Below are 25,890 nucleotides of genomic sequence, written 5' to 3' on the forward strand. Positions count from 1 at the left end.
AGGGGGGAATATGGGGCGAATTTCAGACATTCGGCGGCCAGATGAGACGCTGGCGTTACCTAACGTGTAACTAGCGGCGTGCGACGGCGTCGAGTTCGCGTGCGAGGCGTCGCACCGCCGCCGCGGGAGTCTCCTGCCCGGTCAACGCGTCATGGACGACCGCCTGCACGACCAGGCTGACCTGGTCGTAACGCGGACTCTTGGGACGCGGGGCGGCCGTGAGGACGGCGGCACGCAGGGTCGGCAGATAGGGGAACCGCGCGATGAGTTCCGGGTCCTCGTAGACGTCGGCACGCACCGGAGGCAGTGAGCCGCGCGTGAGCACCTCGCGCTGGACCTGCTCGCTGGTGAGGTAGGCGATCAGCCGCGCCGCCGAATCGGGGTGCCGGGCATGCGTGTTGACGGCGAGATCGGAACCACCCAGAACGCTCTTGCCGGGCCCGCTGCGTCCGGGCAGCGGGACGGCACCGATCCGGCCGGCGACCTTGGAGCCCTTGGCCGAGGCCACCGCGTAGACGTAGGGCCAGTTGCGCAGGAAGAGCAGATGCCCGTCCTGGAAGGCCTGTTTGGACTCCTCTTCCTTGTACGTCAGGGCCGCCTTCGGGATCCAGCCCTCGCGGATTCCCCGGGCGAGGAAGCCGATGCCCTCACGGGCGGCGTCGGAGTCGACGGTGACGCGGCTGCCCTCGTCGCCGAGGATCGTGCCGCCCGCCGAGTACACCGCCTCGGCCGCGTTCACGGTCAGGCCCTCGTAGGGCAGCAGTTGGCCCGCGTAGCCGCCGAGGCCGTACCGGGGCGCGATGGTCTTCGCGTCGTGCTCCAGCTCGGCCCAGGTACGCGGCGGCGGTACGCCCTCCTTGGCCAGGATGTCCTTGCGGTACAGCAGCAGTCCGGCGTTGGTGACGTACGGGACCGCGTACAGCCGCCCGTCGTAGGTGGCGGTGTCCACGACCGGCGGCAGGAAGGTCTTGAGCGGGAAGCGGCTGGGCGGCAGCGGTCGTATCCAGCCGGCCGCCGCGAACTCCGAGGTCCAGTTGACGTCGATGTTGAGGACGTCGAACCGGCCCCGGTCTCCGCCGCGCAGGTCGGTGGTCATCTGCGCGTGTGTCTCGTCGGAGGAGTCCGGCAGTTCGACCAGGGTGACCTTCTCGGCGGGGTGGGTGCGGTTCCAGCCCCGCAAGAGCGGGCCCAGATAACCGGTGAGGTCGCCTGCGGTGGCCAGGGTCAGCGGGCCGCGGCCGCATGTGTCGCAGTCACCGGCGCGCGCACCGGGAGCCGCGTAGGCGCCCACCACCACGACGAGTGCGAGAAGTCCCCTACCGGCGGCACGCATCCACCGCATAGGTTCCTCCTTGCACACCCGGCGCCGGCACCCTCGCCCTGCGTCAAAGCATGTATACCTGTTATATATGAGCGATACTAGGGCCGGGAGTACATTGACCGGAGGGAAGGAAGAGGACTAGTGCGCCAAGCCCTCCTGGCACTCCTCGCCCGCGGTCCCGCCCACGGCTACGAGCTGAAGCAGGAGCTTGAGCAACTGCTGGGCTCCGCGTACCCTCAGCCGAACGTCGGCCAGATCTACGTGACCCTCGGCCGCCTCGAGAAGCAGGGACTCATCGAGGGCGAGGACATCGAGCAGTCCAGCCGGCCGAACAAAAAGGTGTACCACCTCACCGACGCCGGGCGAAACGCGCTGCACGCCTGGTTCGATGAACCCGAGGACGAGCCCCGGGTGCGGGACGAGTTCTTCATGAAGCTTGCCCTCGCTCCGCAGACGGGACTCGCCGACCAGATCGCCCTCATCAACAAGCAACGACGCCAGTACCTCAACACCATGCGCAGCCTGTCGAAGCTGGCCACGGCCGAGGACCGGGACAACCGAATCGCCCATCTGCTCATCGAGGGCGCGATGCTGCACCTTCAGGCAGATCTGGACTGGCTGGAGCGGTGCCAGGAAGAGCTGGAGGAGTTGCAGTGAGCGACAGCCGGCCTCCCGTGGTGCGCGCCAAGGGTCTGGTGAAGACCCATTACGGCGAGGGCGCGCCCGCGCATGCCGTGCGCGGGGTCGACCTGAGCGTGGCCCGGGGCGAGTTCGTGGCGATCACCGGACCGTCAGGGGCCGGCAAGTCGACGCTGCTGCACCTGCTCGGTGGCTTGCAGCGCCCCGACGAGGGCAGCATCTGGCTCGACGGCCGGTGCGCGGACTCCTTCAGTGAGGCGCGCTGGGCGGTGGAACGCCGGCGGGCGATCGGGATCGTCTTCCAGTTCTTCAACCTGGTGTCGAACCTGTCGGTCGTCGACAACGTCGAACTGCCCGCCCTGCTCGCCGGCGTCTCGCCCAAGCGGGCCCACGCGGAGTGCGCCTCGCTCCTGGGCGAACTGGGTCTCGACGGCAAGGAACGCAGTCTGCCGGGCGAACTGTCGGGCGGCGAGCAGCAGCGCGTCGCGCTCGCCCGTGCCCTGATCAACCATCCGCCGCTGCTCCTCGCGGACGAACCGGCCGGCAGCCTCGACAGCAAGGGCACCCGCGAAGTGATGCGGCTGCTGAGCCGCTTCCACGAGCGTGGACAGAGCATCGTCCTGGTCACCCACGACGCCCGCCTGGCGAGCGCCGCCGACCGGGTGATCAGCTTCTACGACGGCCGCATAGCCGACGACGCCGCGCTGGACGGCACGTCCTCCCGCAAGCCCGGAACATCGGGCGTGCTGGAGCTCAGGGACTGATCGCGGTGCGCCCTCGCTCCCCCGGCCTCGCCCCCGATCCGGACCCTCATTCCGCCCCCGACTCTCCCCCCGTCCGCGCCCCTCACCCCTCCCCCAGCTCTCCCCCCGTCCCCGCTCCCGTCCCCGTCCGAGGCGAATCCATGCGTGCCACCTTGCGCTGGGCGCATTCCGACCTGCGCACCCACCGCGGCGAGGCGCTGTTCCTCACCCTCGCCGCCGGCGGCATCGTCGCCTCGCTCCTGCTGGCCGCCGCCCTCTTCGGCTACGCCACGAACCCCTGGCAGCGCACCTTCACCCAGGCACACGGTGCCCACGTGTGGATCCACACCCTCGCCAGGGCCGACGCCGGCCGCCTGGCCCGGCTGGACGGGGTGCAAGCCGTCGCCGGCCCCTATCCGACGGAGTCCGCCACCGTCGCCTCCCGGGGCACCCGTGCCGCCGTGGAACTGCGCGGCACCGCGCACCTGCCGTCCGTGGGTCGGCCGTTGCTCGCCGCCGGCCACTGGCTCGACGCGGCACACCCGGACGGCGTGGTACTGGAAAGCGGGCTCGCCCGAGCGCTGCTGGCCGAGCCCGGAGACACCCTCACCCTGCCGGGGACGCGGCGCACCCTGACCGTCGAAGGCATCGCCGACAGCGCCGAACCCCGTTACAGCCCGGGTGAACAGCCCGGACTGATCTGGGTCCTGCCGTCGGCTGCGCTCGCTCCCGACGGCCAGGTCACCGGACTGCGGCTCGACAACCCCGAGGACACCGATTACGCGGTCCAACGCGCCGTGACCCTGCTGGGCGCGGGCACGGTCGGCGAGGTCTCCACCTGGCAGCAGGCGCGGGCCGAGGCGCAGGGCGAGACACGGCTGCTGGGCCAGGTGCTCGGCCTGTTCGGGCTCGGCGCCCTGGCCGCCGCGGGCCTCGCCGTCCACGGGGCGATCAGCACCCGCATCCGCGGTCACCTCCGCGACATCTCCATCCTCAAGGCCATCGGCTTCACCCCCGCCCAGGTCGTACGGATCTTCCTGCTCCAGCACCTCGCGTACGCCGTGCTCGGCGCGCTGGCCGCCACCACGCTCATCGAGAGCCTCGGCCGCCGCATCCCCGGCAGGCTCGGCGACGCCGTCAGCGTGTGGCAGGGACTGCCCGCGCACTCCGTGACCACCGGCACGGTGGCCACCGGCACCGTGGCCTTCATCGGTCTCACCACGGGGCTGGCCGCCTGGCGGGCCGGACGTGTCCCGCCCGTCCCGGTCCCCCGGCCGGCGGCTCCCGGGGGCAGGGGCCTGAGTCCTCTCGCCCGGCAGGCGCTGGGACTGCGGCTGCCCGCCGCACTGGTCCTGGGCTGCCACAAGGCACTGGCGGGGCGTGGCCGGCCGTTGACCACGCTCGCCCGCCTCACCCTTCCCCTCGCGCTGATCGTGGTGGCCCTCGGGGCATGGACCACCATCGACCAGCTCCACCGCAACCCCCAGCAGGCGGGACTCGCCGCCACCCTCACCGTCCGGCCGGACGGCAGCCTCAGCGACCAGAAGGTGCGGGCCCTGATCGCGGCCGACCCGCGCATCGCCCAGGCCTACCCGGGTGTCGAAGTCGCCGCCCTGGTACCGGGTCAGACCGCGACCATCGCCCTGCGCGGCCTCGGCACCCACAGCCAGCCCTACCCCTACGCGCTCGCCGAGGGCAGGGCCGCCCATGGACCGGACGAGGCCGTGGCCGGCCAGGGCCTGCTCGACCTGCTCCATGTGCGGGTGGGTGACTGGGTGCGGATGACCGTCGGCGAGCAGCCGCAGATCCTGCACATCGTCGGGCGCAGCATCGAACCGCAGAACGCCGGCCGGGTCGTCACCACCTCGCTGGACACCCTGCGCGCCAACGACCCCCACCTCTCCCCCGCCTTCTACCAACTGCGCCTCACCCCGCACTCCACTCCACAGCAGGTCGCCGCAGGCCTCGGCGAGGCGAGCCACGGGCACCTCGACAGCCACCCCATCACCAACCCCGCCGACGGTCTGTCCCCGCTGCGTGGAGTCATCGCCGCGCTGATCGCCGTGCTCGCCCTCATCGGCCTCGTCGAACTCCTCACCACCATCAGCGGTACCGTCCGCGAGACCGAGCACGACGTTCTCGCGCTGCGGGCGATGGGCATGTCCACGCGTCAGATCACCGCCACGACGGTCACCACGACGACCACCACGGTCATCCTGGCCACCATCGCGGCCACCGCCCTGGGACTGCCGCTGTCCCACCAGCTCATCAACGCACAGGGGAACTCCAGCGGCATCGGCGCCGGCATCGCCCAGTCGCCCTCGGCATCACTGCTCCTCGCCATGGGCTCGGCGGCCGTCCTGGGAGCCGCCGCTCTGGCCGTACCGCCCGCTGCCCGAGCGACACGAAAGCGGGTGGCCGACACCCTCGGCGCGGGGGCCTGAGGATTCGTGCGGGCCGGGTGGGCAGGATGGGCTGGTCGAGGCCCGAGCAGCAGGTGTCGGCCTCGGATGTCGGCCCCGGATGCCAGCCCCGGATGTCGGCCTCGGGGTCTCGGCCTCGGACCGGACACCTGTTGCCCGTGGCACGGTGCAACCCGATTCCCGTCCCGTTGGTCTGACCACCTGTTAGCGTGCTCGGATGCAAGATCTGGGACCCGTGGCGTGGCCGCCCGAGCCGATCCGGACCGAGAGGCTCGTGCTCCGTGAGCCCGCGCCCCGGGACCGTGCGGCGTTCATCGAGCTGCACGCCTCGCCGGAGGTGCACACCTACCTCGGCGGCCCCCGGCCGCGTGACGAACTCGAGCGCGAGATGCCCGGGGCGCCGCAGCGGTGGCCGGGGAACCTCGTCGTCGATCTCGACGGGTCGATGATCGGCCAGATCCTGCTCAGGAGAGCAACGGGACACCGGCGCCCGGCCGCCGTGGGCAAGGCCGATCTCGGCTACCTGTTCCTGCCGCGGGCGTGGGGATCCGGGTACGCCGCCGAGGCATGCGCGGCGGCACTCGGCTGGCTCGCCGGCGCGCTTCCCGGCGAACCGGTGGTGCTCACCACCCAGAGCGCCAACCTCGCATCGATGCGTCTCGCGGCGGAACTGGGGTTCACCGAGGTGGAACGGTTCGAGGCCTGGGGCGCCGAGCAGTGGCTCGGCATGCGGTTCCCGGTCACGCCGTTCGGTTGAGTCCGGGACGGGTGCCGGCCGCCGGTGCGTTCACGGGCCCGCCGTGAGGTCCACACGACTGCCTTCGCCATCTCCGTCGTAGCGTCGCTACGGCCACCCGCGTCCCCGGCGGTCCGGACTCACTGCGCCGGATCCGACTCGGTCAGCAGACGGTGGAAATCGCCGTGCCCCGACTCCCGGTGGCGGGCCATCGCCTGGAGCGCCGCGTCCGTGTCCCCGGTTTCGAGCTGAACGAGGATGGCCTCGTGCTCGTCGAGGATCGCGTCCGCCCGGGTCCGGTCGCCGTGCTCGGCGGCTCGCCGGTAGGCCAGGGCGCGGTGGGGTTCGAGCGCCTCCCAGAGCTGGCGGACGAACCGCATCAGCCACTCGTTGTCGCAGCGGTCCAGCAGGGCGAAGTGGAAGGCCTTGTTCGCGAGGATCGCGGCATGGGCGTCGCCGGCCTCGGTCGCCTGACGCTGGGCGTCCAGGGCGTCGCGCATCTCGGCCAGGTCCTGGGGACGCAGGCGGGCGGCGGCCTCCTCCTCCGCCTGGGACTCCAGCATGAGCCGCAGCCGGAAGATGTCGTCGACACTGTCCGGGCGCAGCTGGGCGACGGTGTAACCGCGCTGGGCCTGGTAGGCGACGATACCTTCGCCCGCGAGGGTCTTGAGGGCTTCGCGGACGGGGATGACGCTGAGGCCGAGCTGTTCGGCTGCCGCGCCCTGGCGGATCTGGGTCCCCGGCGGAAGGTCGCCTCGGATGATCGCGTCGCGCAGTTCGTTGAGCGCGATCGCTTCGGCGGTGCGGGGGCCCGATGAGCGTTTGAGAACCACGGCGTCCACCTTACCGGTGACAGGCATGAAAGTAGATGTTATAACTTCTAATATCGAACATCGTAGGTACGCCTTGGAGACGACACACCATGTCCCAGCCTCCCGTCGCCACCCCCACGCGGGGGAAGCCCACCGAACCCACTGATCCCGCCGATCACGACGGCCTCGACGGCCTCGACGCTCCGAGCGATCCCGACGGTCCGACCGGGCGCCTCTCGCTGTGGCTGAGCCGCATCGTCGGCACCGAGATCCCCGCGCGGGTGCGTGAGCGAGCCGCCCACGTGCTCCTCGACGGCGTGGGCTGCGCGCTGATCGGGGCGCAACTGCCCTGGTCGCGCACCGCCGTCGACGCCGTACTCGCCCTGGAGGGGGCCGGCGACGTCCCCGTCATCGGCTGGGGACGCTCCACGAGCGCTCCGGCCGCCGCGGTCCTCGGCGGCACCTTCGTCCAGGGCTTCGAACTCGACGACTACTTCCCCGCGGCGCCGCTGCACAGCGCCTCGCTCGTGCTGCCGGCCCTGCTGTCCACGGCCTCCCAGATGGGCCCGGTCTCCGGCGAGCGCTTCCTGCGGGCGGCGATCGCCGGCTTCGAGACGGGAACCCGGGTCGGCCTCGCCCTGCACGGCAGGGAGATGCTGGTGCGCGGCTGGCACTCGGGCTCCGTCTTCGGCACGCACGCCGCCGCGGCCGCGTCAGGTGTCCTGCGCGGCCTGGACGCGGCCGCCTTCGAGGACGCCCTCGGCCTGGCCGCGACCCAGTCGTCCGGCCTGATGGCCGCCCAGTACGAGGCCATGTCCAAGCGCATGCACCATGGGCTGGCCTCCCGCAACGGCTTCTACGCCGCGGGACTCGCGGCGGCGGGCTACACCGGGATCAAGCGGGTCTTCGAACGGCCCTACGGCGGCTTCCTGGCCACCTTCGGTGAGGGCCACGACCCCGACGCGAGCCAGATCACGCGGGCGCTGGGCGAGCGGTGGGACACCGAGCAGATCGCCGTCAAGATCCATGCCGCAATGGGCGGTCTGCACCCGGCGATCGACGCGGTTCTCGCGATGCGTGACGAGGAGAAGGTGACCGCGGACGACGTCGCCGGGATCCTGATCGAGGTGCCTGCCGCGGTGTACCACCACGGCTGGTGGGAGCCGCAACGGCCGCTGACCACCATCGGCGCCCAGATGAACATCGGCTACGCCACCGCCGTCGCCCTGCTGGACGGCGTGGTGAGCCCGGCCCAGTTCACCGGCGCGCGGATCGACGCCGACGACGTCTGGTCCCTGATCGCCCGCACCACCGTCGAGCAGGTCGACGCACCGCACGACCCCTCCTGGGACGAGCCCGGCTACAACACGCGCGTCACCCTGCGGCTGCGCGACGGCCGGGTGCTGACCCGCGCGCTCAACCAGCCGCACGGCGGGCCGGACGACCCGCTGACCAACGACGAGATCGTCGCCAAGTTCCGCGTCCTGGCCGGCCACGTCGTGGAACCCGATCGCGCGCGGGAGATCGAACGGCGCGTCCTGACCCTGGAGCAGCAATCCGACCTCGGTCCCCTCATCGACCTGCTGGCCGCCCCGGTGCGCCGCGCCCTCGACTGACCTTCCCACGCCCACCCGTCCCGGGACGACCGCCTGCGCACCCGCGCCCTTCGCCCGAGACCACCACCGACGTTCCCGCGCCCCGTCCGGAGACCCCCATGACCCCAGTTCAGACCCCCGGTGCTCGCCTGCGCCGGTTCCTGGCCGCCGACGGCCTGATCACCGCGCCCGGCGTGTACGACGGCCTGGGCGCCCACCTCGTCGCCCGGTGCGGCTTCCCCGCCGCATACCTGACCGGTGCCGGCGTGGCCGTCGCCGGCTACGGCCTCCCCGACATCGGACTGCTCACCGCCACCGAAATGGCCGAGCGCGCCCGCATCGTCGCCGAGGCGCTCGGTGAGGTGCCGCTCATCGCCGACGCGGACACCGGCTACGGCGAGCCGATGCACGTGGTGCGCACGGTGCGCGCCTACGAACAAGCCGGCGTCGCCGCCGTGCAGTTGGAGGACCAGGCCTTCCCCAAGCGGTGCGGGCACCTGCCCGACAAGGAGCTGATCCCCGCCGCCGAGTTCGAGGCCAAGCTCCACGCGGCCCTGGACGCCCGCGCCGACCCGGACACCGTCATCGTCGCCCGCACCGACGCCCGCGGACCGCTCGGCATCGACGCGGCGATCGAGCGCGCCAACCGCTACGCCGCCGCCGGCGCCGACGTCGTCTTCGTCGAGGCACCTCAGGACAGCGCCGAGATCGAGCAGATCGCGGCCCAGGTCACGGCACCGCTGCTGATCAACATGGTGCAGGGCGGCCTGACCCCCGACACCGCAGCCGACCGGCTCTCCCGGCTCGGCTACCGCATCGCCATCCACCCCGGCGCTCTGCTCGGCCCCACCGTGCTCGCCGGGTTCGACTCCCTGCAGCGCCTCGGCGGCACCCTGCCCACCGACCTCACGCCCGGCCCGCAGGGGCTGTTCGAACTCGTCGGCCTGCGCGAGTGGACCACCGTCGGCGAGCGCTACCGGACCGAACAGGCATGACCCCCGCACACCCTCGTACCCCTCACACGCCCCTCGCGCCCCCGCGCGCCCTCACCCCCCTGCCGACTCACCCGCGAATCGGCCCCGACCATGGAGAGCGACACCCATGGGCATGACCATGATCGAGAAGATCCTGGCCCGCAAGTCCGGGCAGGACCAGGTGACGGCCGGACAGACCGTCGTCACCGACGTCGACATGACCGTGATGATCGACCTGCAGTTCTCCACCCTGTGGACCCAGCCCCTGCGGATCCACGACCCCGACAAGGTCGCCGTCGTCATGGACCACGCGGTCCCCGCCCCCTCTGTCGGCGACGCCACCGGCGGCACCCGCGCGCGGGCCTTCGCCCGCGACTTCGCCATCGAGAAGTTCTACGACGTCGGCCGGCACGGCATCTGTCACCAGGTCATCGCCGAGAACGGGCTGGCACGCCCCGGCGAGGTACTGGCCTGCACCGACTCGCACACCTGCGCAGCCGGCGCCTACAACACCGCCGCCCGCGGTCTCGGCCCGGCCGAGGTCTACTCGATCCTGTGCACCGGGCGGACCTGGTTCCAGGTCGCCCCCACGCTGCGTTACGAGTTCACCGGGAGCAGGCCCGACGGCGTCTACGGCAAGGACATCTTCCTGCACATCGCCGGCACCTGGGGCGACGCGACCAACCACAACCTGGAGTTCGGTGGTCCGGGGCTGGCCTCGATCCCGATGAACGACCGGCGGACCATCGCGACCCAGGGCGCGGAGATCTCCGCCGATTTCTCCACCTTCCCCATCGACGACCTGGCCGCGGCCTTTCTCGCCGAACGCGGGGTCACCCCCGACACCTGTCAGGCCGCAGATCCCGACCCCGACGCCGCCTACGCCGACGTACGCACGGTGGACCTGTCCGCCCTGGAACCCCATGTCGCCCGTCCGGGCACTGTCAGCAACAACTCCCTGCCGGTGTCCGCCATCGAACGGCGGCCGGTGAACCAGTGCTTCATCGGCTCGTGCGCCAACGGGCAGTTGGAGGACATCGCCATCGCCGCGGCCGTCGTCAAGGGCCGCCGGGTCGCTCCCGGTGTACGACTGCTCGTCACACCCGCCTCCCAGCAGGTGTACCGCGACGCCCTGCGCGCCGGCTATCTGCAGGACCTGGCCGACGCGGGAGCGGTGATCACCAACTCCACGTGCGGCGCCTGTTTCGGCTACCACATGGGCCTCCTCGGCCCCGGCGAGGTCTGCCTGACCTCCTCCACCCGGAACTTCACCGGCCGCATGGGCAGCCCCGACGCCGAGATCTACATGGCCTCCCCGGCCACCGTCGCCGCCTCCGCGCTCGCCGGTCATGTCACCGACCCTCGAGGAGTCACGAACTGATGAACACTCAGATAGTCGGCCGCGTCTGGGTGGTGGGCGACTCGGTCACCACCGACGCCATGTACCCGGCCTTCGCGATGAAACTGTCCGTCCCCGAGGCCGCGCGCCATATCTTCTACGAGTTGCGGCCCGGCTGGGCGGACCAGGTGAAGGCCGGAGACATCGTGGTCGCCGGCCGCAACTTCGGGCTCGGTTCCTCTCGTCCGGTCGCCGCGCTCTTCCGCGAACTCGGTGTCGCCGCCCTCGTGGCCGACGAGTTCAACTCCCTGTTCCTGCGCAACTGCATCAACCACGGCCTGCCTGCCCTCGCCGTGCCAGGCGTCCGGACGGCCTTCTCGGACGGCGACACCGCCCGCCTCGACTTCGCCGAGGGCTGGATAGAGAACACCACCACCGGCGACCGTCTGACCGGCGGCGCACTGCCCCCGCTGGTCCTGGACATCATCGAGGCCGGCGGCATCCTGCCGAAGCTCGCCCGCGAGGGCTACATCCCCGCCCCCGCTGCCCCCTAGAGCAGCCATCAGACCGGGCGCCGACCGCCGAACTCCACGCATTTTTCCTGCGTTCAGCTGTCCGCCCCTGGAGCCTCTCCATGACCGAACAACTCGCCCCCGGCGTCTTCCGTATCCCCACCACCCGCCGCGACAACGCCTTCCTCGTCGAGGAGGACGACGGCTACACCCTCGTCGACGTCGGCTGGGCCGGCGCTCCCGGTGTCATCCTCGCCACGCTCGCCGAACTGGGCCGGAGGCCGTCCGACATCAAGCGCATCGTGATCACCCACGCGCATCCCGACCACGTCCAGGGGGCCTCCGAGCTTCGGGAGCTGACCGGAGCACCGGTGTTGGCGCACCCTGCGGAGCACTCCTGGCTCGCCGCCGGGCGCGTTCCCCCGGCGGGACGCTCCGGAGGCCTGGGACGGCTTCTGGACAGGCTGCCCAAACTGCACTGGAAGCCGTTCCGCGCGGACGGCCCGCTCACCGACGCATCCCTCGTCGCGCCGGGTTCAGGACTGCGCGTCGTCCACACCCCCGGACACTCCCCCGGTCATGTCGTCCTCGTCCACGAGCCCTCGCGGACCCTGCTCACCGGCGACGCCGTCTTCCACCGTGGTGAACTCGCCCTGGGACCGGCCGCGTTGGCTGCCGACCCGCACCTGCGGACCGGCAGCCTCGCCCGCCTCCCCCGCGACCTCGCCGCGGTCGGCTTCGCCCACGGCGCCCCTCTGACCGGACAGGGCGCCGACACGTTCGGCGAGTGGCTGAACCTTCTGCCCTGATCACTCAGTCCTGACGGGGTCCGTCGCGGGCCGGGGCCTTCCCCGGCCCGCGACGTCTCTCCCTCCGAGCCGCACGGAAGGCCCCATGAACACCTCCGACACCGCTCATGCGCCTGCGCAGACCGAGATCTCCAGACGCCTCGACGCCCTGCCCGTGACCCGCCCGCACCGCCGCATCGTGGCACTGATCGGCCTCGGCTCCTTCTTCAACTTCTTCGAAGTCGCCCTCGGCACCCTTCTGATCCCGCTGCTGCCCGCGGCCTGGGCGGCCACCACCGCCGACAGGTCCCTCCTCATCGGCGCTCCGTTCCTCGGAGAGGCGATCGGTGCCTTCGCCCTGGCCAGGGCGGCGGACCGATGGGGACGCCGCCGCATGTTCCAGGTCAACCTGATCGCGTACGCCGCTCTCGCACTGCTGTGTGCCACCGCCTGGTCGCTCCCGGCGCTCGTTACCATGCGCGTGCTGATCGGCATCGGACTGGGAGCCGAACTCACCCTTGTCGACACCTACTTGACCGAACTCATGCCTGCCAGGCGCCGTGGGCGGCTCCTCGCCGCCAGCTACGCCCTGGGTATGCTCGCCGTCCCCGTCGCCGGGATCCTCGCCTCCCGGCTCCCCCACCTCGTCGCCGGCCTGCCCAGCTGGCGCTGGCTGCTGATCGCCAGCAGCACCGGCGCCGTGGTCATCTGGCTCCTGAGACGTCAACTCCCGGAGTCCCCCCGCTGGCTCGCCACCCAAGGCCGCACGACGGAGGCCCTGACGCTGGTCCGCCGCATCGAGGCGGAAGCCGGTCTCAAGCCCGGCACCGACGCCAGCCCTCCGGCCACCGCCGACGAGACGGACACCGAGCAAGTCCCCCTGGCCGCACCCGTCACCGCCGCCCCCGCCACCCCTTCCGTCCCCGCGCAACGGACCCTGCTGGTCTGCTTCATGCAGGTCCTCAGCCCCATCGGCTTCTACGGTTTCGCCTCGATCGCCACGCTCGTGCTGCTCGCCAAGGGCTACGACGTCGTCGACTCCCTCGCCTACACCGGACTCATCGCGATCGGCTACCCCGTCGGGGCACTCGTCCTCGCCCAGTTCGCCGAACGTGTCCAGAGGCGAACCCTGGTCGTCGCTTCCACGCTCACCGTGGCCGCCACAGGATGCGTGTTCGGCACGGCGACCTCGACCGCGGTGATCGTCGTCGCCGGAGCCCTGACCAGCACCGCCGGCGTCGTCCAGGCCACCGTGTCCCGGTCCTACGCCGCCGAGTTGTTCCCCACGAGCGTGCGCAACACCTTCGTGGGCCGCACGTACGCCCTCTCCCGACTCGTGTCCGCCGTCCTGCCGTTCATCGCCCTCAACGTCCTGGAAGCGCTCGGCGCTTCCGCGCTCTACGGTCTCAGCGCCCTGCTCCTGGCCTCGCTCGCGCTGGCGGTCCTCCTGCTCGGACCGCGTACGAACACCCGCTCACTGGAGACGATCTGACTTGCTGTCAGCCCTTGTCAGTCCTTGTCAGTCCTTGTAGTCGGGGCAGGTCCGGTCGAGCAGGCGCAGCAGGGCCGACCAGGCGAGGCCGTAGGCGTCGTGGTCCTCGAAGTCGGATGTGGCCTCGCCCGTGAGCTGCTGGGCCGTGTATGCGCAGACCTCCGGGGAGGGAAGGACGAGCGGAGCGCCGCCCGCCTGGGCGGTCACCTGGATCTCGCAGGCCTTCTCCAGGTAGTACATGCGCAGGAATGCCTGGGCGGCGGTCTCGCCGACGGTGAGCAGGCCGTGGTTGCGCAGGATCAGGGCGGGGTGGCCGCCGATGTCGGCGACGAGGCGGCGCTGTTCGTCGAGGTTGAGGGCGACGCCCTCGTAGTCGTGGTAGCCGACGCGGTCGTGGAACTCCATGGACATCTGGTTGACGGGCAGCAGTCCCTCGCGCTGGGCGGCGACGGCACACCCCGCCTTGGTGTGGGTGTGCAGGACGCAGTGGGCGTCGGCGCGCGCGGCGTGGATCGCGCTGTGGATGACGAATCCGGCGGGGTTGACGGGGTGCGGGGTGGGTTCGACGGGGTTTCCGTCGAGGTCGATCTTGACCAGGTTGGAGGCGGTGATCTCCTCGAAGAGGAGCCCGTAGGGGTTGATGAGGAAGTGGTGCTCGGGTCCGGGCAGCCGTAGCGAGATGTGGGTGAAGATCAGGTCGGTCATCCGGAAGTGGGCGACGAGGCGGTAGACGGCGGCCAGTTCGCGGCGCAGCCGCCACTCCTCGGCGAGCGCGTCGGCGGAGGCGTCGGCGAAGGACGGGGTGGACGTGGGGGCGAGGGCCGGGGCAGGCGTGGTGAGGGCGTCGGTCACGGGGTGGCCTCCTGGGGTGCGGGTTCGGTCGTGGGGTCGATGACGGGGGTCAGTGGCCGGCCGGTGCGATGCCAGGCGATGACGTTCTCGGCGGGTCGGCAGACATAGGCGCGGCGTGAGGTGTCGGAGAGGTAGGCGCTGTGCGGGGACAGCTGGATGCGGGGGTGGCGGCGCAGCGGATCGTCGGAGGGTGGTGGCTCGCAGGGGAAGACGTCCAGAGCGGCCCCTGCGAGCCGGTCCGAGTCGAGCGCGTCCAGCAGGGCCCGGGGGTCGACGAGTTCACCCCGGGAGACGTTGACGAGGAAGCCGCCGGGGCGCATCCGCTCCAGCAGGGCCCCGTCGACCAGATGGTGGGTCGCCGGGGTGAGCGGCACGTGCAGGGACAGGATGTCCGAGGCAGCCGCGAGGCCGGCGGCGCTGTCGTGGCGTTCCACGCCGGCGGGCCAGCGGGCAGGGTCCGCGTGGGGGTCGTAGGCGGCGACGCGGCCGAAGACGGGGGCGGCGAGTGCCGCGAACGTGCGGGCGATGCGCCCGAGTCCGACCAGACCGAGGGTCAATTCGCTCGCCCGGCGCGGGAGTCGGGTCCGCTCGATGAATTCGGTGTTCCAGCCGCCCGAGCGGACGACTGCGTCGGCCTGCGGAAGCCTGCGCACCAGGGAGAGGGCCGAGGCCAGGGCGTGGACGGCGACGTCCTCCGTGGCGGCGTCGGGCAGGTTCGTCACCCACAGTCCGCGGCGCCGCGCCGCGCCGGTGTCGATCATGTCGTATCCGGCGGACATGGTCGCCAGGAGGCGCAGCCGGGGCAGCCGGTCGAGCAGGGCCTCGTCGATGCGGGCGTACCCGACGACAAGGGCTACGGCGTCCCGGGCAACTGCGGCGATGACGTCGGGGTCGCGGGTTCGGGCGACGTGCACGGCGAATCCGGCGTCTTCGAGCAGTCGTACGCCGGGCGCGGGGTCGAGGTCCTCGGTGTCGGTGAAGACGGCGAGGGGACCGGTCATGCCACCCACCTCATCCCAGGGAAGATGATTCGTCTGCGATTCACGTCATTAACTTACGATTCAATCCATCAGGCTGTCCATTGACGATCGAGACGTCTGCCGGTGATCCATGTCACCTCCACCGGGGCCGTCGAGGCCGCCCGGGGCGCATGGCCGAGAATGTGGGCGGACCCGGGTGCGCTCGCTCTCCGGGCCGACGAGCCGAGGGGATCAGCCCAGGTGGATCTGGACCACATCGACCTGACCGTCGTTCGCGCCCTGCAGGGCGACGGCCGTCTCACCTACGAAACGCTGGCGCAGCACGCGGGCCTGTCCCGCCCGGCGACCCGGGCCCGGGTGCAGCGGCTGCTCGATTCGGGCGCGGTGCGGGTGGTCGCCGTCGTACACCCCGCGGTGCGCGGGCTGACCACGTCCGCCCATCTGTCGATCGACGTCTCCGGGGAGGCGCGGCCGGTCGCGCGCGCGATCGCTGCGATGCCCCAGGCACCCTTCGTCACCGTCACGGCCGGGCAGCGGTCCATCATGGCCGAGCTGCGCACCGAGGGTCTGCGGGAGCTGGACCGGGCGATCGAGCGGGTGCGCGCCCTGCCCGGGGTGTCGGCGGTGGATCCGCTGATCAGCATGCGCCACCTCAAGGACCCGTATCTGCTGGCGGGCGAGCCGACCGTGACCGACCTCGACGACACCGACCTGCTGATCCTGGACGAGCTGGAGCGTGACGGGCGGCTGCCGTTCGCGGAACTCGCCGACCGCGTCGGTCTGTCCGCGGGGGCCACCCGCGCCCGCACGCTGCGGCTGCTCGACGGCGGGGTGGTGAAGGTCCTGGCGCTGGTCAGGCCGGAGGTACTGGGGCTGGGCTACCTGTGCGGTTTCGCGGTGCGCCTGTCCGGCGAGCGCGACAAGGTGGCCGAGACGCTCCTCGGCTTCGAGCGGATCACATTCCTGTCCGCATGCGTCGGACGGGCCGAGCTGGTCGGCACGATCACGGCCGAGTCGCTGGTGGCGATCCAGGCGACCCTCGACACCATGCGGGCCTGCGACGGAGTCCGGGGCGTGGAGAGCTGGGTACACCTGGAGCTGATCAAGGAACGGTACGACCTGGGAGCGCCTGCGGCCTGACGGCGGGCACCACCACGACCCACAACCCACGACGCAGGACCCACGACCCACAACCCACAACCCACGACGCACGACCCGCGACCCGCGACCCGCGACCCACACCAACATGACACCCGGACAGACGATTCGCAGGCTGCGCGACGCGGAGCTTCCGAAAAATTTGTGACACAGGGGGCTAGAAAACTTCTCGTTCGTTGCTTAGCGTTCTCGCGAACGATGCGCCGCTCTGGCATGTGTCTGGCCGAAAGCAGGATCCCCTCATGCACCACCCCCTCCCCTCCCCCGTCGACGACCGCACCCTGCTGGTGACGGGTGCCGCCGTCGCCGTCGCCGGCAGCCCCGTGAGGGCCGAGGCTCTCGCCGTGCGCGGCGACCGCATCGTGCACGTCGGCACCGCCGACGACGCCCGCGCGGCCCTCGGTGGCCGCCCCGACCGCACGCTGGACCTCGACGGGGGCCTCGTCCACCCCGGCTTCGTCGACGCCCACTGCCACCCCGTGATGTACGGGCAGGCGCTGGCCTGGGTCGACTGCCGCCCCGAGCGCGTACCCGACATCGACACACTCGTCGCCGTCCTCACCGAGGCGGCCCGCGACCTCCCCGCCGGCGTCCCCGTGCGCGGCTTCGGCTACGAGCACCGGCGCCTCGCCGAACGCCGCCACCCCACCTGCCACGACCTGGACCGGGTCGCGACCGACCGTGAGGTGTACGTCATGAACGCCTCCGGTCACGGCGGCGTCGTCAACTCCCGCACCCTGCGCGTCTGCGGCGTCACCGCCGGCACCCCGGACCCGGAGGGCGGCTCCATCGGCCACTTCGCCTCCGGCGAGCCCGACGGACAGTTGTGGGACGCCGCCTGCGACCTGCTCACCGGCCCCGGCGGCGTGAAGATCGGCAACCACGGCCCGAACTTCCACCTCTCCGAGCCCGACGCGATCATGGCGGACCACCTGATGCGCGCCCAGGAGACCTTCCTGGCCGCCGGCGTGACCACGGTCGGCGACGCGCAGGCCTCACGGCGCGAGATGGAGACATATCTGCGCGCCCGCGCCGACGGCTCGCTGCGCATGCGCGTCTCCGCCTACCTCACCTCCGCGCTCCTGGACACCGCCCTCGACCTCGGCGTGGTGAACGGCTTCGGCGACGACCTCTTCCGCGTCCAGGGCGTGAAGTTCTACGCGGACGGCACGCTCGGCGGCTGGACCGCCTACTTCCCCGAGGGGTACGCCGCCGACTGCTGCCACCACGGGCAGCTGTACCACTCCACCGAGGAGTACGCCGAGATCGTCGCGAAGGCGCACCGCGCCGGACTGCAGACGGCCACGCACGCCCAGTCGCCTTTCGCCATCGGCATGGTCCTCGACGCGATCGGGAAGGCCCAGGCGGACGTCCCGCGCGCAGGGATGCGCCACCGGATCGAACACAGTGGGCTGCCGACCGACGAGCAGATCGCCCGCATGGGCGAGCTCGGCGTCATCCCCGTCATGCAGCCCCAGCACCATCTGCGCACCGGCGACGGCACCCTGACCGCGATCGGCGAACTCGGTCACCGCTACAACCCGGCCGGCGCCTGCCGTGCCGCGGGCGTGCCCGTCGTCCTCAGCTCGGACGCGCCCGTCGCCCCGCCCGCCCCGCTGGAAGCGGTGTCCGCGGCCGCGACCCGGCGCACCGTCCTGGGCACGGTCCTCGGCGACGCCTCCCTGCGGCTGCCGGTCGCCGACGGACTGCACGCCCACACCACGGCCGCGGCGGCAGCCCTGCACCGCGAGCACGCGGTGGGCGCCCTGGCCCCGGGCCTGCTCGCCGACTTCACCGTCCTCGACGCCGACCCGCTCGACCGCGACCCGGCCGACCTCGCCTCGATCACCGTGCGCGAGACCTGGATCGGCGGAACCCGCGCCTGGTCCGCACCCGGCCGCTGACCTTCCGCGCGCCCCGCCGCTGACTTTCCGCGCGCCCCGCCGCTGACTTTCCGCGCGCCCCGCCGCTGACTTTCCGCACACCCGGCCACCGGCCTTCAGCGCACCCCGTCGCGCCGCGCGCCGCACCCATCCAACGGCGCACCGCACCTCACCGCGCCCCGTGCCGCTGCCTGCGGCACGGCCGCCGAGGCACCCCCACAGCTTCCGCCTTCCCTCCCCCCTCCCCGTCCCACCCGCTTCCTTCCGTTTCCCCTCCCCGTGCCCATTCCGCTCCCGCCGGAGGACCCCAATGTCCCAGCCAATCCCCTCCAGACCAGCGCAGAACCCCATGCGAGCCGCGCTGGCCGCCCTCGTCGGCACCTCCATCGAGTGGTACGACTTCTACGCCTTCGCCACCGCCGCAGCGATCGTCTTCAACGACGTCTTCTTCCCGCCGGGCATGTCCCCGCTGCTGCGGACGCTCTCCGCGTTCGGCACGTTCGCCGTCGGCTTCCTGCTGCGACCGCTCGGCGGCATCGTCTTCGGTCACATAGGCGACCGGGTCGGCCGTAAGAAGACCCTCGTCATCACCCTGCTGATGATGGGCCTCGCATCCTTCGCCATCGGCCTCCTGCCCACCTACGCCCAGGTCGGCGCGCTGGCTCCCGTCCTGCTGATCGTGCTGCGGCTGATCCAGGGCATCGCGATCGGCGGCGAGTGGGGCGGCGCCGTCCTGGTGGCCGTGGAGAACGCCCCGAAGGGCAGGGCCACCTTCTTCGGATCCTTCGCCCAGCTCGGCTCCTCCGTCGGCGCGTTGCTGTCCACGGGCGCCTTCTCTCTGGTGAACCTCTGGGGTGACGCGGCCTTCCACAGCTGGGGCTGGCGGGTGCCGTTCCTCGCCTCCGCGGTGCTCGTCGGCGTCGGCCTCGTCGTCCGCCTCAAGCTGGAGGAGGCGCCGGTCATGGACGAGATCCGGGCCCAGCGGACGACGGAGGACAGGCTCCCGGTCGTCGAGGTGTTCCAGTCCTCCTGGCGGACCGTCCTCACCGGTGTCTTCGCCCTGGCCACCGCGACCGGCGGCTACTACGTGGTGACCAGCTACCTCCTGTCCTACGGCACGGGCGAACTCAAGCTGTCGGAGTCGATGCTGCTCAACGGCCTTTCCCTCGCGGCCTTCCTGGAACTCGTCGTCACCCCCGGCCTGTCCTGGCTCGGCGACCGGATCGGCGCGCACAAGGTGGTCGTCGCCGGCCTGGCGGGCGTGATCGTGCTGGCCGTACCGCAGTTCATGGCGATGGGGACGGGCAGCGTGGTTCTCATCTACGCCGCGATGCTGGCGATGCGGCTCGTGATGTCCGCCCTGTACGGGCCGATCGCGACGATCCTGGCCGAGGGCTTCGAGGCCCGCGTGCGGTACACCGGGATCTCGCTGTCCTACCAGGTCTGCAACATGATCTTCGGCGGCTTCGCACCGCTCGCGGCGGTCTCCCTCAGCGCCCTGGCAGGCGGCCACTACTGGCCGGCCGCCGCCCTGCTCATGGCCGTCTCCGCGATCGGCATCTGGTGCACCCTCCGCCTGCGCAACTTCGCCTCACAGCGCGCAGCGGCCACCGAGAAGAGCGACCGGACGCCGACCCTGGCCACCAACTGACGTTACCGACACGGACTACTGACGTTACCGACAGGGACTGACGACGTACCTCTTCTCTTACGGCCGCCCGCCGCCCCCCTGTGAACCGCACGGTGACAGGGGTGGCGGCGGGCGGCCGTGTCGGTGCGAAGTCTCCATGCGCAGGGAGGCCGTGAGACGCGCGCCCATCATTGACAGGTATGCGTCAGTAAGGTTTCCTATCGATTAGGTGGCTGCCCCTCCACGCACTGTCGTTCGGACCATCCAGCGATCAGAAGAGGTGACTCGTGCCCCGTACGCACTTCCGCCTGCGCTTCGCGACCCTGGGCTTCGCCGTGGCCACCTGCGCCGCGGCCATCGGAATCGGCGCGACCGCGTCCAACGCCGCCGGAACGACCACGACGGCCGCAGCCGCGGGCCCCAGCGCGGCCCAACTGCTATCCAAGGCACAGAACTGCACGCCCGCATCCAACGGCAAGTACGCCACCGACGACGGCGGCCCGGCCACGGTGGACATCTGCAAGAACGCCTCCGCCTACACCTGGACAGCGGACATGGACATCGACTGCGACGGAGTCGGCAGTACCCACTGCAACGCCTCGACCGACCCCTGGTACCAGCCGCAGACCTCCTTCGAGACCTCCACGGGGCAGCCGTTCACCTCGGAGACGACGCGCTACTACGTGGTCCCGCTGCCCAGCAGCCGGTTCAACTACCAGTCCGCGGGCATCGCGCCGGGCAGCGTGGCCGCCGTGGTCTACAACGGCAAGGTCGCCTACGCCACGTTCGCCGACGAGGGCCCGGACAACATCATCGGCGAGGGATCGTACGCGCTGGCCACCGCGCTCGGCATCGACCCGAATCCCGCCACCGGCGGCACCGAAGGCCCGGTGACCTTCATCGTCTTCCCCGGGCAGGTGCCCAACCCGGTGGAGAGCAACGGCAGTATCGACGCGGTGGGCTCAGCCGCGGCGACGAACTGGGTCGGCGACACCGGCACGCCACCCCCCACGGGCGCCACCGGACCGATCCGGTCCGGCTACGCCGGCAAGTGCGTGGACATCGCCGGCGCGGGCACCGCCAACGGCACCGCGGTCCAGCTGTACGACTGCAACGGCACCAACGCCCAGAACTGGACCGTGGGCAGCGACGGGACCCTGCGAGGACTGGGCAAGTGCATGGACGTCACCGGCGCCGGCACCGCCAACGGCGCCAAGGTCCAGCTCTACGACTGCAACGGGACCGCCGCGCAGGTCTGGCAGAAGTCCGGCAACTCTCTGGTCAACCCGCACTCCGGCAAGTGCCTGGACGCGACCGGGCCCAGTTCGGCCAACGGCACCCGACTGCAGATCTGGAGCTGCGCGGGAAGCGTCAACCAGCAGTGGACACTGCCTTCCTGAGCCCACGCCCCATCGACTGTCCGGCTGGCTGACCAGCTGACCGGCTCCCAACTTCCGGAGCCGGTCAGCCGTTTCCGGGGGCTGGAAGACCACGACCGGCACGTCGTCGCGCGCCAGCACGCCGGAAATGGATGAGCGCACCCGCAGACGAGGCGTGAGCCACGGCGCACAGAAAGAGTGGTCAGCCTTGTGTGCGGAAGTCGAGCATGCAGAAGACCTTGTCGTAACGGTGTTCACCGACGGCGACGAAGCCGGGCAGACGGCCGTATTCGGTGAAACCGAGTGACCGGTAAAGGTGCAGGGCATTGCTGTTGTCGCCACGCGCGTCCAGGGTGAGGACTTCGATCGCCGCCTCCCGGGCGTCGGCGATCAAGGAAGCGGTCAGCGTCCGGCCGACACCACGGCCATGGACAGCACCAGCCACTGCGATTTTCTCAAGATCGGCGTGGGGCCGATGGGTCGGTCGCTCGTAGCGGAGCCAGTACCCCAACCCGACAAGCCGACGGTCGAGGTAGGCGGCACGCAGGGACGCGTTCCCGGCCCGCACCGCGGAGAGGACGTGGCCGAGCAGTTCCGCCACCTCATCCCGCGAGGGTGGTTCGACCCAGCCGAGTGCGGCACCTCCACTGACCAGGTCCGCCAGGATCCGGTGAGCCGACTCCGCGAACCGGGCCTTCAGGTCCGGATCCGAAGTCAGCTCCATGGCATCGAGGATGACGGGCTCGGTGGTCGCACCGCCGGTCATGACCGGGTTCATGACCGGCAGCCTAGCCAGTCCAGAGCGAGGCCGAGCACCCTGTGCCGCGTCGTCGGACTGGGCGACCCTGCTGACGTACGAGTCACTCCCACTGCTCCTGCGCAAGAGAGCTGGCCCCGGCTTGCGGCTTGCGGCTTGGGCTTGCGGCTTGGGCTTGCGGCTTGCGGCTCGGTACGAACTCCGTCTCTTCCCCAAAGTCTCCCGACAGGTGCTGGAGCAGCGGATCGACGGCCGGAGCTCGTAGGACCGGCTGCCGAGCCTCGGTTTCGGGGCCGTACCAGGAGGCCAAATCCCATTGGTGCGGGCACCCCAAAAGGGCGCTTCATCGGAATTCGGCGACCCACGCCCCATCCGCCGTCTACCGTACGAGCATGTCGTACCGCACGCAGCGGTCATACGAGGAGGAGTCCCGTGTCATCGCCCTGTGACCCCGAGTACGCTCCCGCCGGCGATGTGAGCGCAGCGCTCCTGATGATCGACTCTCGGCTCAGATCCGTCTACGCCGGCAAGGCCGCGTCCGACACCGAACAGCAGGAGATGGTCGCCCAGTTCGCCGCGTCTCTGGGCCCCGCGGGGGTCGATGCGTTGCTGGACGGTACCTGCACGCTCATTTACATGTTCATGAAGTGGCTGCGGATGGCCTGCGACGACCACGACAAGGACGTCATCGAGTACTCGGTGCCCGCCCTGGTGGCCACGATGCGCATGATGCCCAAGACCTTCCGCCCCGAGGTCATCCCCACCATGGCCGGCCTGCTCGTCGCCGCGGGAACCGGCCTGAGCCCCAATCTGTGGCGCACACAGTACGGACAGTGGACCGAGAACGAGATGAACCCCCTGGAAGCCATGACCGTGCTGCTCGCAGAACACATCAACCGGATCGCCGACGACCAGGACTTCGCCACCCGCTTGATCACGGAAGCGCTGTCCCGCGCAGAGCAGGACTGACCCGCACCTGCAGACACCGCGCTGATCAGTAAGGCAAGGAAGTGGCTGAGCCGGCAGACGCGTCGGCGACTGGGCGGGGCGGGTGGGCGGGCTGAGTGAGCGGCAGCGCCGCCGTACACACGCTCGCTCAGGCAGTCGTCGCAGGGGCGAGGACCGCGGCGGCGAGCGCCTCAGCGACCGCGGCGGCCGTGTCCTCGGCACCTGCGCCGAGCACCCTGCCGAACCCACTCACCCGACCGGCCGCCGGGTTACGGCCGGCCCCCACCGAACGTGACTGGGAGTTGCTCGCGCTCTTCCGTGCCAGCCGGATCACGGTGCCCGGCTGCGGCCACTGGGCCCAGGGGGAACGCCCTGACGAAGTCAGCGCAGAGTTAGTGGAGTTCCTGGCCGGGCTCCCCCCAGCATCCTGGCGAAGGCCACATCCACAACAGGCGAACTCGCCAGACCCTCGCGGGCTCCAACACCTGAACCTCGCTCGTCAGTGCTGTGATTCAGGGCGTGCGACAAAGCGCGCGATCTCCTCGGCGCCACCACGGGGCAGGCCGGCGACCGCCGCCTCCGGCAGTGTCGTGATCACGGTACGCAGCCGCGCGCCGAGGTCCGGCAGCAAGGCCCAGGACGACGCGGGGGCGTTGACGGCGGCGAGCAGCAGATCGCCCTCGTAGAAGAGTGCGTCAAGCAGCGGCTCCTCGATCAGCAAGCGCACGGCGAGCGGAAGGACGTACGGAAGCGCCATCTGCTGTGAGATGAGTGTGCGCAGGTCCGCCGGACCGAGTTCGCCCAGGGGAACGTGCCGCAACTCATGCACCCTGCGGACCAAATGGGTCGCGTCGGCCGAAGGAGGCGCCCAGCAAGGCGGATCCAGCTCATCGAGCGTGCGAGCGAGGTGCAGCAAGTGGTCCATGGGGTTCATTCTCGGCCTTACCCGGGCACTGACGCGGGGTCCTGAGAACTGATCACCGTCGGCGGTCGTACGCGGCGACGAATGGGCGGCTGGGGTTGATCGGTGATCACTGGGCGTCGGTCAACGACACACATACACCGACGATCACATGATCTGAGTGTCTCCATGAAGTACCGGACAAACGTTGGACTTTCAGTGTCAAGTCGACATAAAACATGCCGCGTGTACGTCCATCTTCTCCAACTTTTCACCCCTTACGCTTTCGCCGTCACCCAGCGTGAGGGGTAATGTGAGCAGCGTAAACGAAGCGCCGCGCAGATCGCGGCGCCAACTTGTGATCCGCGCCGTGCTGATCGTCGCGCTCGTCGTGCAGACAGCCGAAATCGTCTCCCAGGACCTGCAGATCGACGATCTGAAGGCACAGCACATCGACCTCGTCGACCATCGCGTCGAGCGTGGGCCCGCCGGTCCGGCAGGCCCACCCGGTCCGTCCGGCCCTGCCGGCCCACGCGGACCCTCCGGCCCGCCCGGCAAAGAGGGTAGGCACGGGGAGGACGGAAGAGAAGGACGAGACGGACGAGACGGCCACGAGGGCAGGCGGGGGCATCCCGGAAGGAACGGGAAGAACGGCGTGGTCGTGTCGAGCGTCGGCTGAAGCCTGCTGATCAGCTGAACGGACAACTCGACGCTTGGACCGGCTCAGCGACCCCGGCTGCGTCTCTACACGGACCGCGGGCCGCGGATCGCCGATCACCACCCAACCCCTCGTCGTCTGCGTGGTTGGTGACAGGGCCGTACCGTGAACTCGACGATGGTGGACGGGATTCACGGCCGTCCGACCTCATCCGGCCGGCCTCACCGGTCCGACCGCTCCCGTATCACCGCACTGGGCAACACCGCCGGGCCTACGCGGAGCACAACAACGTCACCAAGGGCACCGCCACCGAACGCGATCCATCGGTGTGGGAACCGGGCTGACCACCGCGGTGCTGTCCCGCAGGGCATCGTGTCCCCCGCAAGCCGGTGGCACAGGTGAGGACGTACTCGCAATCGTCCCGATCGACGCCCGTCACGTCCTGCGTCTTCGACTACTCGCCGTCAGCTGGGGCGGCGCGATGGCCGGCGGCAGGAACCATCTCGGCGCAGGCTTGCGCCAGTTCCCCGTTGCCGGGGATTCCGCATATCGCGGGCGTATCGAAAATCGGATACGCCACCGCAACCACCCTCCGTCTCCAATGGATACATGAACCACGACTCATCCCTGCCGACACCGCCCCACCGCACGCGCAGGATCGCGCTCCTCAGCCTGGCGATCCTCTGCATGGCGAGCGCCGTGTACCTCGTGCGGCGGCCCCTCATGATGTCCGCTCCGATGTGCATGGCCGGGCGATGGCACGGCTGTTTCGACACGTTCAACGGTGTGGTGCTCGTGATGCTGGTCGCGCTGCCCTTGTCCGCGCTGGTGGTGTGGGCTCTGGCGCGCGCCGCCGGCGTCACGTCGGCGTGGCGGAGGTCGCTGGCCGAGGTGGGTATGGTCCACGGGACGGTGCCGTTCATATGGCTGACCATGATGCCGGGCGCCGGGGCCGGCACTGTCCCCGGCCGCGTGAGCCTGATACCGCTGAGGGACCTGCTCACGATGGGGCCGCTCGGGATCGTCGGCAACCTGCTGGTCTTCGCGGCGCTGGGGTTCTTCGCCCCGATGCGGTTCGCGGCGCTGGCTTCCGTGCCCTGGATCCTTGCGCTCGGGGTGGGCTGCTCGGTTCTGGTCGAGACGGCTCAGTACGTCCTGCGGTTGGACCGGGTGTCCTCCGTGGACGACGTACTGGTCAACGCCGCCGGCGCCGCGCTGGCCGCGCTGGCCGCGCTGGCGTCGCGTCGCTGGTGGCGCACCACGGCGGAAGTGCCGTCGGACCAGCCTCGCACCGTGCCGACTCCGGCAGGCTGAGTCGTGTGCCAGGCCTGCACACGTCTTTGCATACGTCGGCGATATGTCCTGCTGCT

General features: G+C 70.7%; 23 protein-coding genes. 16 read left to right on the top strand and 7 right to left on the bottom strand.

Going from position 1 to position 25,890, the window contains the following annotated elements; translation table 11 throughout:
• Positions 1-70: 70 nt before the first annotated feature.
• Positions 71-1,342, bottom strand: coding sequence for an ABC transporter substrate-binding protein (locus ACGFYV_RS21055; RefSeq protein ID WP_393879928.1), 1,272 nt, complete (start codon positions 1,340-1,342; stop codon positions 71-73).
• A gap of 120 nt (positions 1,343-1,462) precedes the next feature.
• On the opposite strand from ACGFYV_RS21055, the gene ACGFYV_RS21060 reads away from it, so the two are divergent.
• From ACGFYV_RS21060 to ACGFYV_RS21075, 4 genes are all read left to right on the top strand, one after another.
• Complete coding sequence (locus tag ACGFYV_RS21060) at positions 1,463-1,978, top strand: PadR family transcriptional regulator (RefSeq protein ID WP_393879929.1); 516 nt, start codon at positions 1,463-1,465, stop codon at positions 1,976-1,978.
• Complete coding sequence (locus tag ACGFYV_RS21065; RefSeq protein ID WP_393879930.1) at positions 1,975-2,724, top strand: ABC transporter ATP-binding protein; 750 nt, start codon at positions 1,975-1,977, stop codon at positions 2,722-2,724. Before ACGFYV_RS21060 ends, ACGFYV_RS21065 begins: the two co-directional genes overlap by 4 nt.
• Positions 2,725-2,864: 140 nt before the next feature.
• Positions 2,865-5,147 (top strand): FtsX-like permease family protein, encoded by a 2,283-nt coding sequence (locus ACGFYV_RS21070; RefSeq protein WP_393879931.1) that lies wholly within the window; start codon positions 2,865-2,867, stop codon positions 5,145-5,147.
• Between the two features lie 196 nt (positions 5,148-5,343).
• Positions 5,344-5,883: a GNAT family N-acetyltransferase gene (locus ACGFYV_RS21075; protein WP_393879932.1), complete on the top strand. Its 540-nt coding sequence runs from the start codon at positions 5,344-5,346 to the stop codon at positions 5,881-5,883.
• Between the two features lie 119 nt (positions 5,884-6,002).
• On the opposite strand, the gene ACGFYV_RS21080 is transcribed toward ACGFYV_RS21075, so the two are convergent.
• Positions 6,003-6,722 carry a GntR family transcriptional regulator gene (locus ACGFYV_RS21080; RefSeq protein ID WP_393879933.1) on the bottom strand — a complete coding sequence of 240 codons (720 nt, stop codon included), beginning with the start codon at positions 6,720-6,722 and terminating at the stop codon, positions 6,003-6,005.
• Between the two features lie 62 nt (positions 6,723-6,784).
• On the opposite strand from ACGFYV_RS21080, the gene ACGFYV_RS21085 reads away from it, so the two are divergent.
• The 6 genes from ACGFYV_RS21085 (at position 6,785) to ACGFYV_RS21110 (ending at position 13,374) form a co-directional block, all read left to right on the top strand.
• Complete coding sequence (locus ACGFYV_RS21085; protein WP_393879934.1) at positions 6,785-8,290, top strand: MmgE/PrpD family protein; 1,506 nt, start codon at positions 6,785-6,787, stop codon at positions 8,288-8,290.
• Positions 8,291-8,388: 98 nt separating this feature from the next.
• Positions 8,389-9,264: an oxaloacetate decarboxylase gene (locus ACGFYV_RS21090; protein WP_393879935.1), complete on the top strand. Its 876-nt coding sequence runs from the start codon at positions 8,389-8,391 to the stop codon at positions 9,262-9,264.
• A 106-nt stretch (positions 9,265-9,370) separates the two neighbouring features.
• Positions 9,371-10,624, top strand: a complete 1,254-nt coding sequence (locus tag ACGFYV_RS21095) for an aconitase/3-isopropylmalate dehydratase large subunit family protein (RefSeq protein ID WP_393879936.1) — start codon at positions 9,371-9,373, stop codon at positions 10,622-10,624.
• Positions 10,624-11,136 carry a 3-isopropylmalate dehydratase gene (locus ACGFYV_RS21100; protein ID WP_393879937.1) on the top strand — a complete coding sequence of 171 codons (513 nt, stop codon included), beginning with the start codon at positions 10,624-10,626 and terminating at the stop codon, positions 11,134-11,136. Before ACGFYV_RS21095 ends, ACGFYV_RS21100 begins: the two co-directional genes overlap by 1 nt.
• An 80-nt stretch (positions 11,137-11,216) precedes the next feature.
• The gene (locus ACGFYV_RS21105) at positions 11,217-11,903 is read left to right on the top strand and encodes an MBL fold metallo-hydrolase (RefSeq protein WP_393879938.1); all 687 of its coding nucleotides are present in this window, start codon (positions 11,217-11,219) and stop codon (positions 11,901-11,903) included.
• A gap of 85 nt (positions 11,904-11,988) precedes the next feature.
• Positions 11,989-13,374 carry an MFS transporter gene (locus ACGFYV_RS21110; RefSeq protein WP_393879939.1) on the top strand — a complete coding sequence of 462 codons (1,386 nt, stop codon included), beginning with the start codon at positions 11,989-11,991 and terminating at the stop codon, positions 13,372-13,374.
• 27 nt (positions 13,375-13,401) lie between these two features.
• On the opposite strand, the gene ACGFYV_RS21115 is transcribed toward ACGFYV_RS21110, so the two are convergent.
• The gene (locus tag ACGFYV_RS21115) at positions 13,402-14,226 is read right to left on the bottom strand and encodes a class II aldolase/adducin family protein (RefSeq protein WP_393879940.1); all 825 of its coding nucleotides are present in this window, start codon (positions 14,224-14,226) and stop codon (positions 13,402-13,404) included.
• Positions 14,223-15,227 (bottom strand): C-terminal binding protein, encoded by a 1,005-nt coding sequence (locus tag ACGFYV_RS21120; protein WP_393879941.1) that lies wholly within the window; start codon positions 15,225-15,227, stop codon positions 14,223-14,225. The genes ACGFYV_RS21115 and ACGFYV_RS21120 overlap by 4 nt, the downstream gene beginning before the upstream one ends.
• Positions 15,228-15,446: 219 nt before the next feature.
• On the opposite strand from ACGFYV_RS21120, the gene ACGFYV_RS21125 reads away from it, so the two are divergent.
• The 4 genes from ACGFYV_RS21125 (at position 15,447) to ACGFYV_RS21140 (ending at position 21,277) form a co-directional block, all read left to right on the top strand.
• Positions 15,447-16,346, top strand: coding sequence for an Lrp/AsnC family transcriptional regulator (locus ACGFYV_RS21125; RefSeq protein WP_393879942.1), 900 nt, complete (start codon positions 15,447-15,449; stop codon positions 16,344-16,346).
• Between the two features lie 260 nt (positions 16,347-16,606).
• Positions 16,607-18,268 (top strand): amidohydrolase, encoded by a 1,662-nt coding sequence (locus ACGFYV_RS21130; protein ID WP_393879943.1) that lies wholly within the window; start codon positions 16,607-16,609, stop codon positions 18,266-18,268.
• A 289-nt stretch (positions 18,269-18,557) separates the two neighbouring features.
• Positions 18,558-19,898, top strand: a complete 1,341-nt coding sequence (locus ACGFYV_RS21135; RefSeq protein WP_393879944.1) for an MFS transporter — start codon at positions 18,558-18,560, stop codon at positions 19,896-19,898.
• A gap of 266 nt (positions 19,899-20,164) precedes the next feature.
• Complete coding sequence (locus ACGFYV_RS21140) at positions 20,165-21,277, top strand: ricin-type beta-trefoil lectin domain protein (protein WP_393879945.1); 1,113 nt, start codon at positions 20,165-20,167, stop codon at positions 21,275-21,277.
• 181 nt (positions 21,278-21,458) lie between these two features.
• Here the strand turns inward: ACGFYV_RS21140 and ACGFYV_RS21145 are convergent, their stop codons facing one another.
• Positions 21,459-22,022: a GNAT family N-acetyltransferase gene (locus ACGFYV_RS21145; RefSeq protein ID WP_393879946.1), complete on the bottom strand. Its 564-nt coding sequence runs from the start codon at positions 22,020-22,022 to the stop codon at positions 21,459-21,461.
• A 423-nt stretch (positions 22,023-22,445) separates the two neighbouring features.
• Here ACGFYV_RS21145 and ACGFYV_RS21150 point away from each other — a divergent pair, with 423 nt between their 5' ends.
• Positions 22,446-22,982: a hypothetical protein gene (locus ACGFYV_RS21150; protein WP_393879947.1), complete on the top strand. Its 537-nt coding sequence runs from the start codon at positions 22,446-22,448 to the stop codon at positions 22,980-22,982.
• 478 nt (positions 22,983-23,460) lie between these two features.
• On the opposite strand, the gene ACGFYV_RS21155 is transcribed toward ACGFYV_RS21150, so the two are convergent.
• Both ACGFYV_RS21155 and ACGFYV_RS21160 read right to left on the bottom strand, forming a co-directional pair.
• Positions 23,461-23,886 (bottom strand): contact-dependent growth inhibition system immunity protein, encoded by a 426-nt coding sequence (locus tag ACGFYV_RS21155; RefSeq protein WP_393879948.1) that lies wholly within the window; start codon positions 23,884-23,886, stop codon positions 23,461-23,463.
• Positions 23,887-24,154: 268 nt separating this feature from the next.
• On the bottom strand, positions 24,155-24,331 hold the full coding sequence (locus tag ACGFYV_RS21160) for a hypothetical protein (protein WP_393879949.1): 177 nt from the start codon (positions 24,329-24,331) through the stop codon (positions 24,155-24,157).
• A 798-nt stretch (positions 24,332-25,129) separates the two neighbouring features.
• Here ACGFYV_RS21160 and ACGFYV_RS21165 point away from each other — a divergent pair.
• The gene (locus ACGFYV_RS21165) at positions 25,130-25,834 is read left to right on the top strand and encodes a VanZ family protein (RefSeq protein WP_393879950.1); all 705 of its coding nucleotides are present in this window, start codon (positions 25,130-25,132) and stop codon (positions 25,832-25,834) included.
• Positions 25,835-25,890: the final 56 nt, after the last annotated feature.

It is taken from the genome of Streptomyces sp. NPDC048297 (genome assembly GCF_043201585.1).
Classification (GTDB): Bacteria; Actinomycetota; Actinomycetes; order Streptomycetales; family Streptomycetaceae; genus Streptomyces.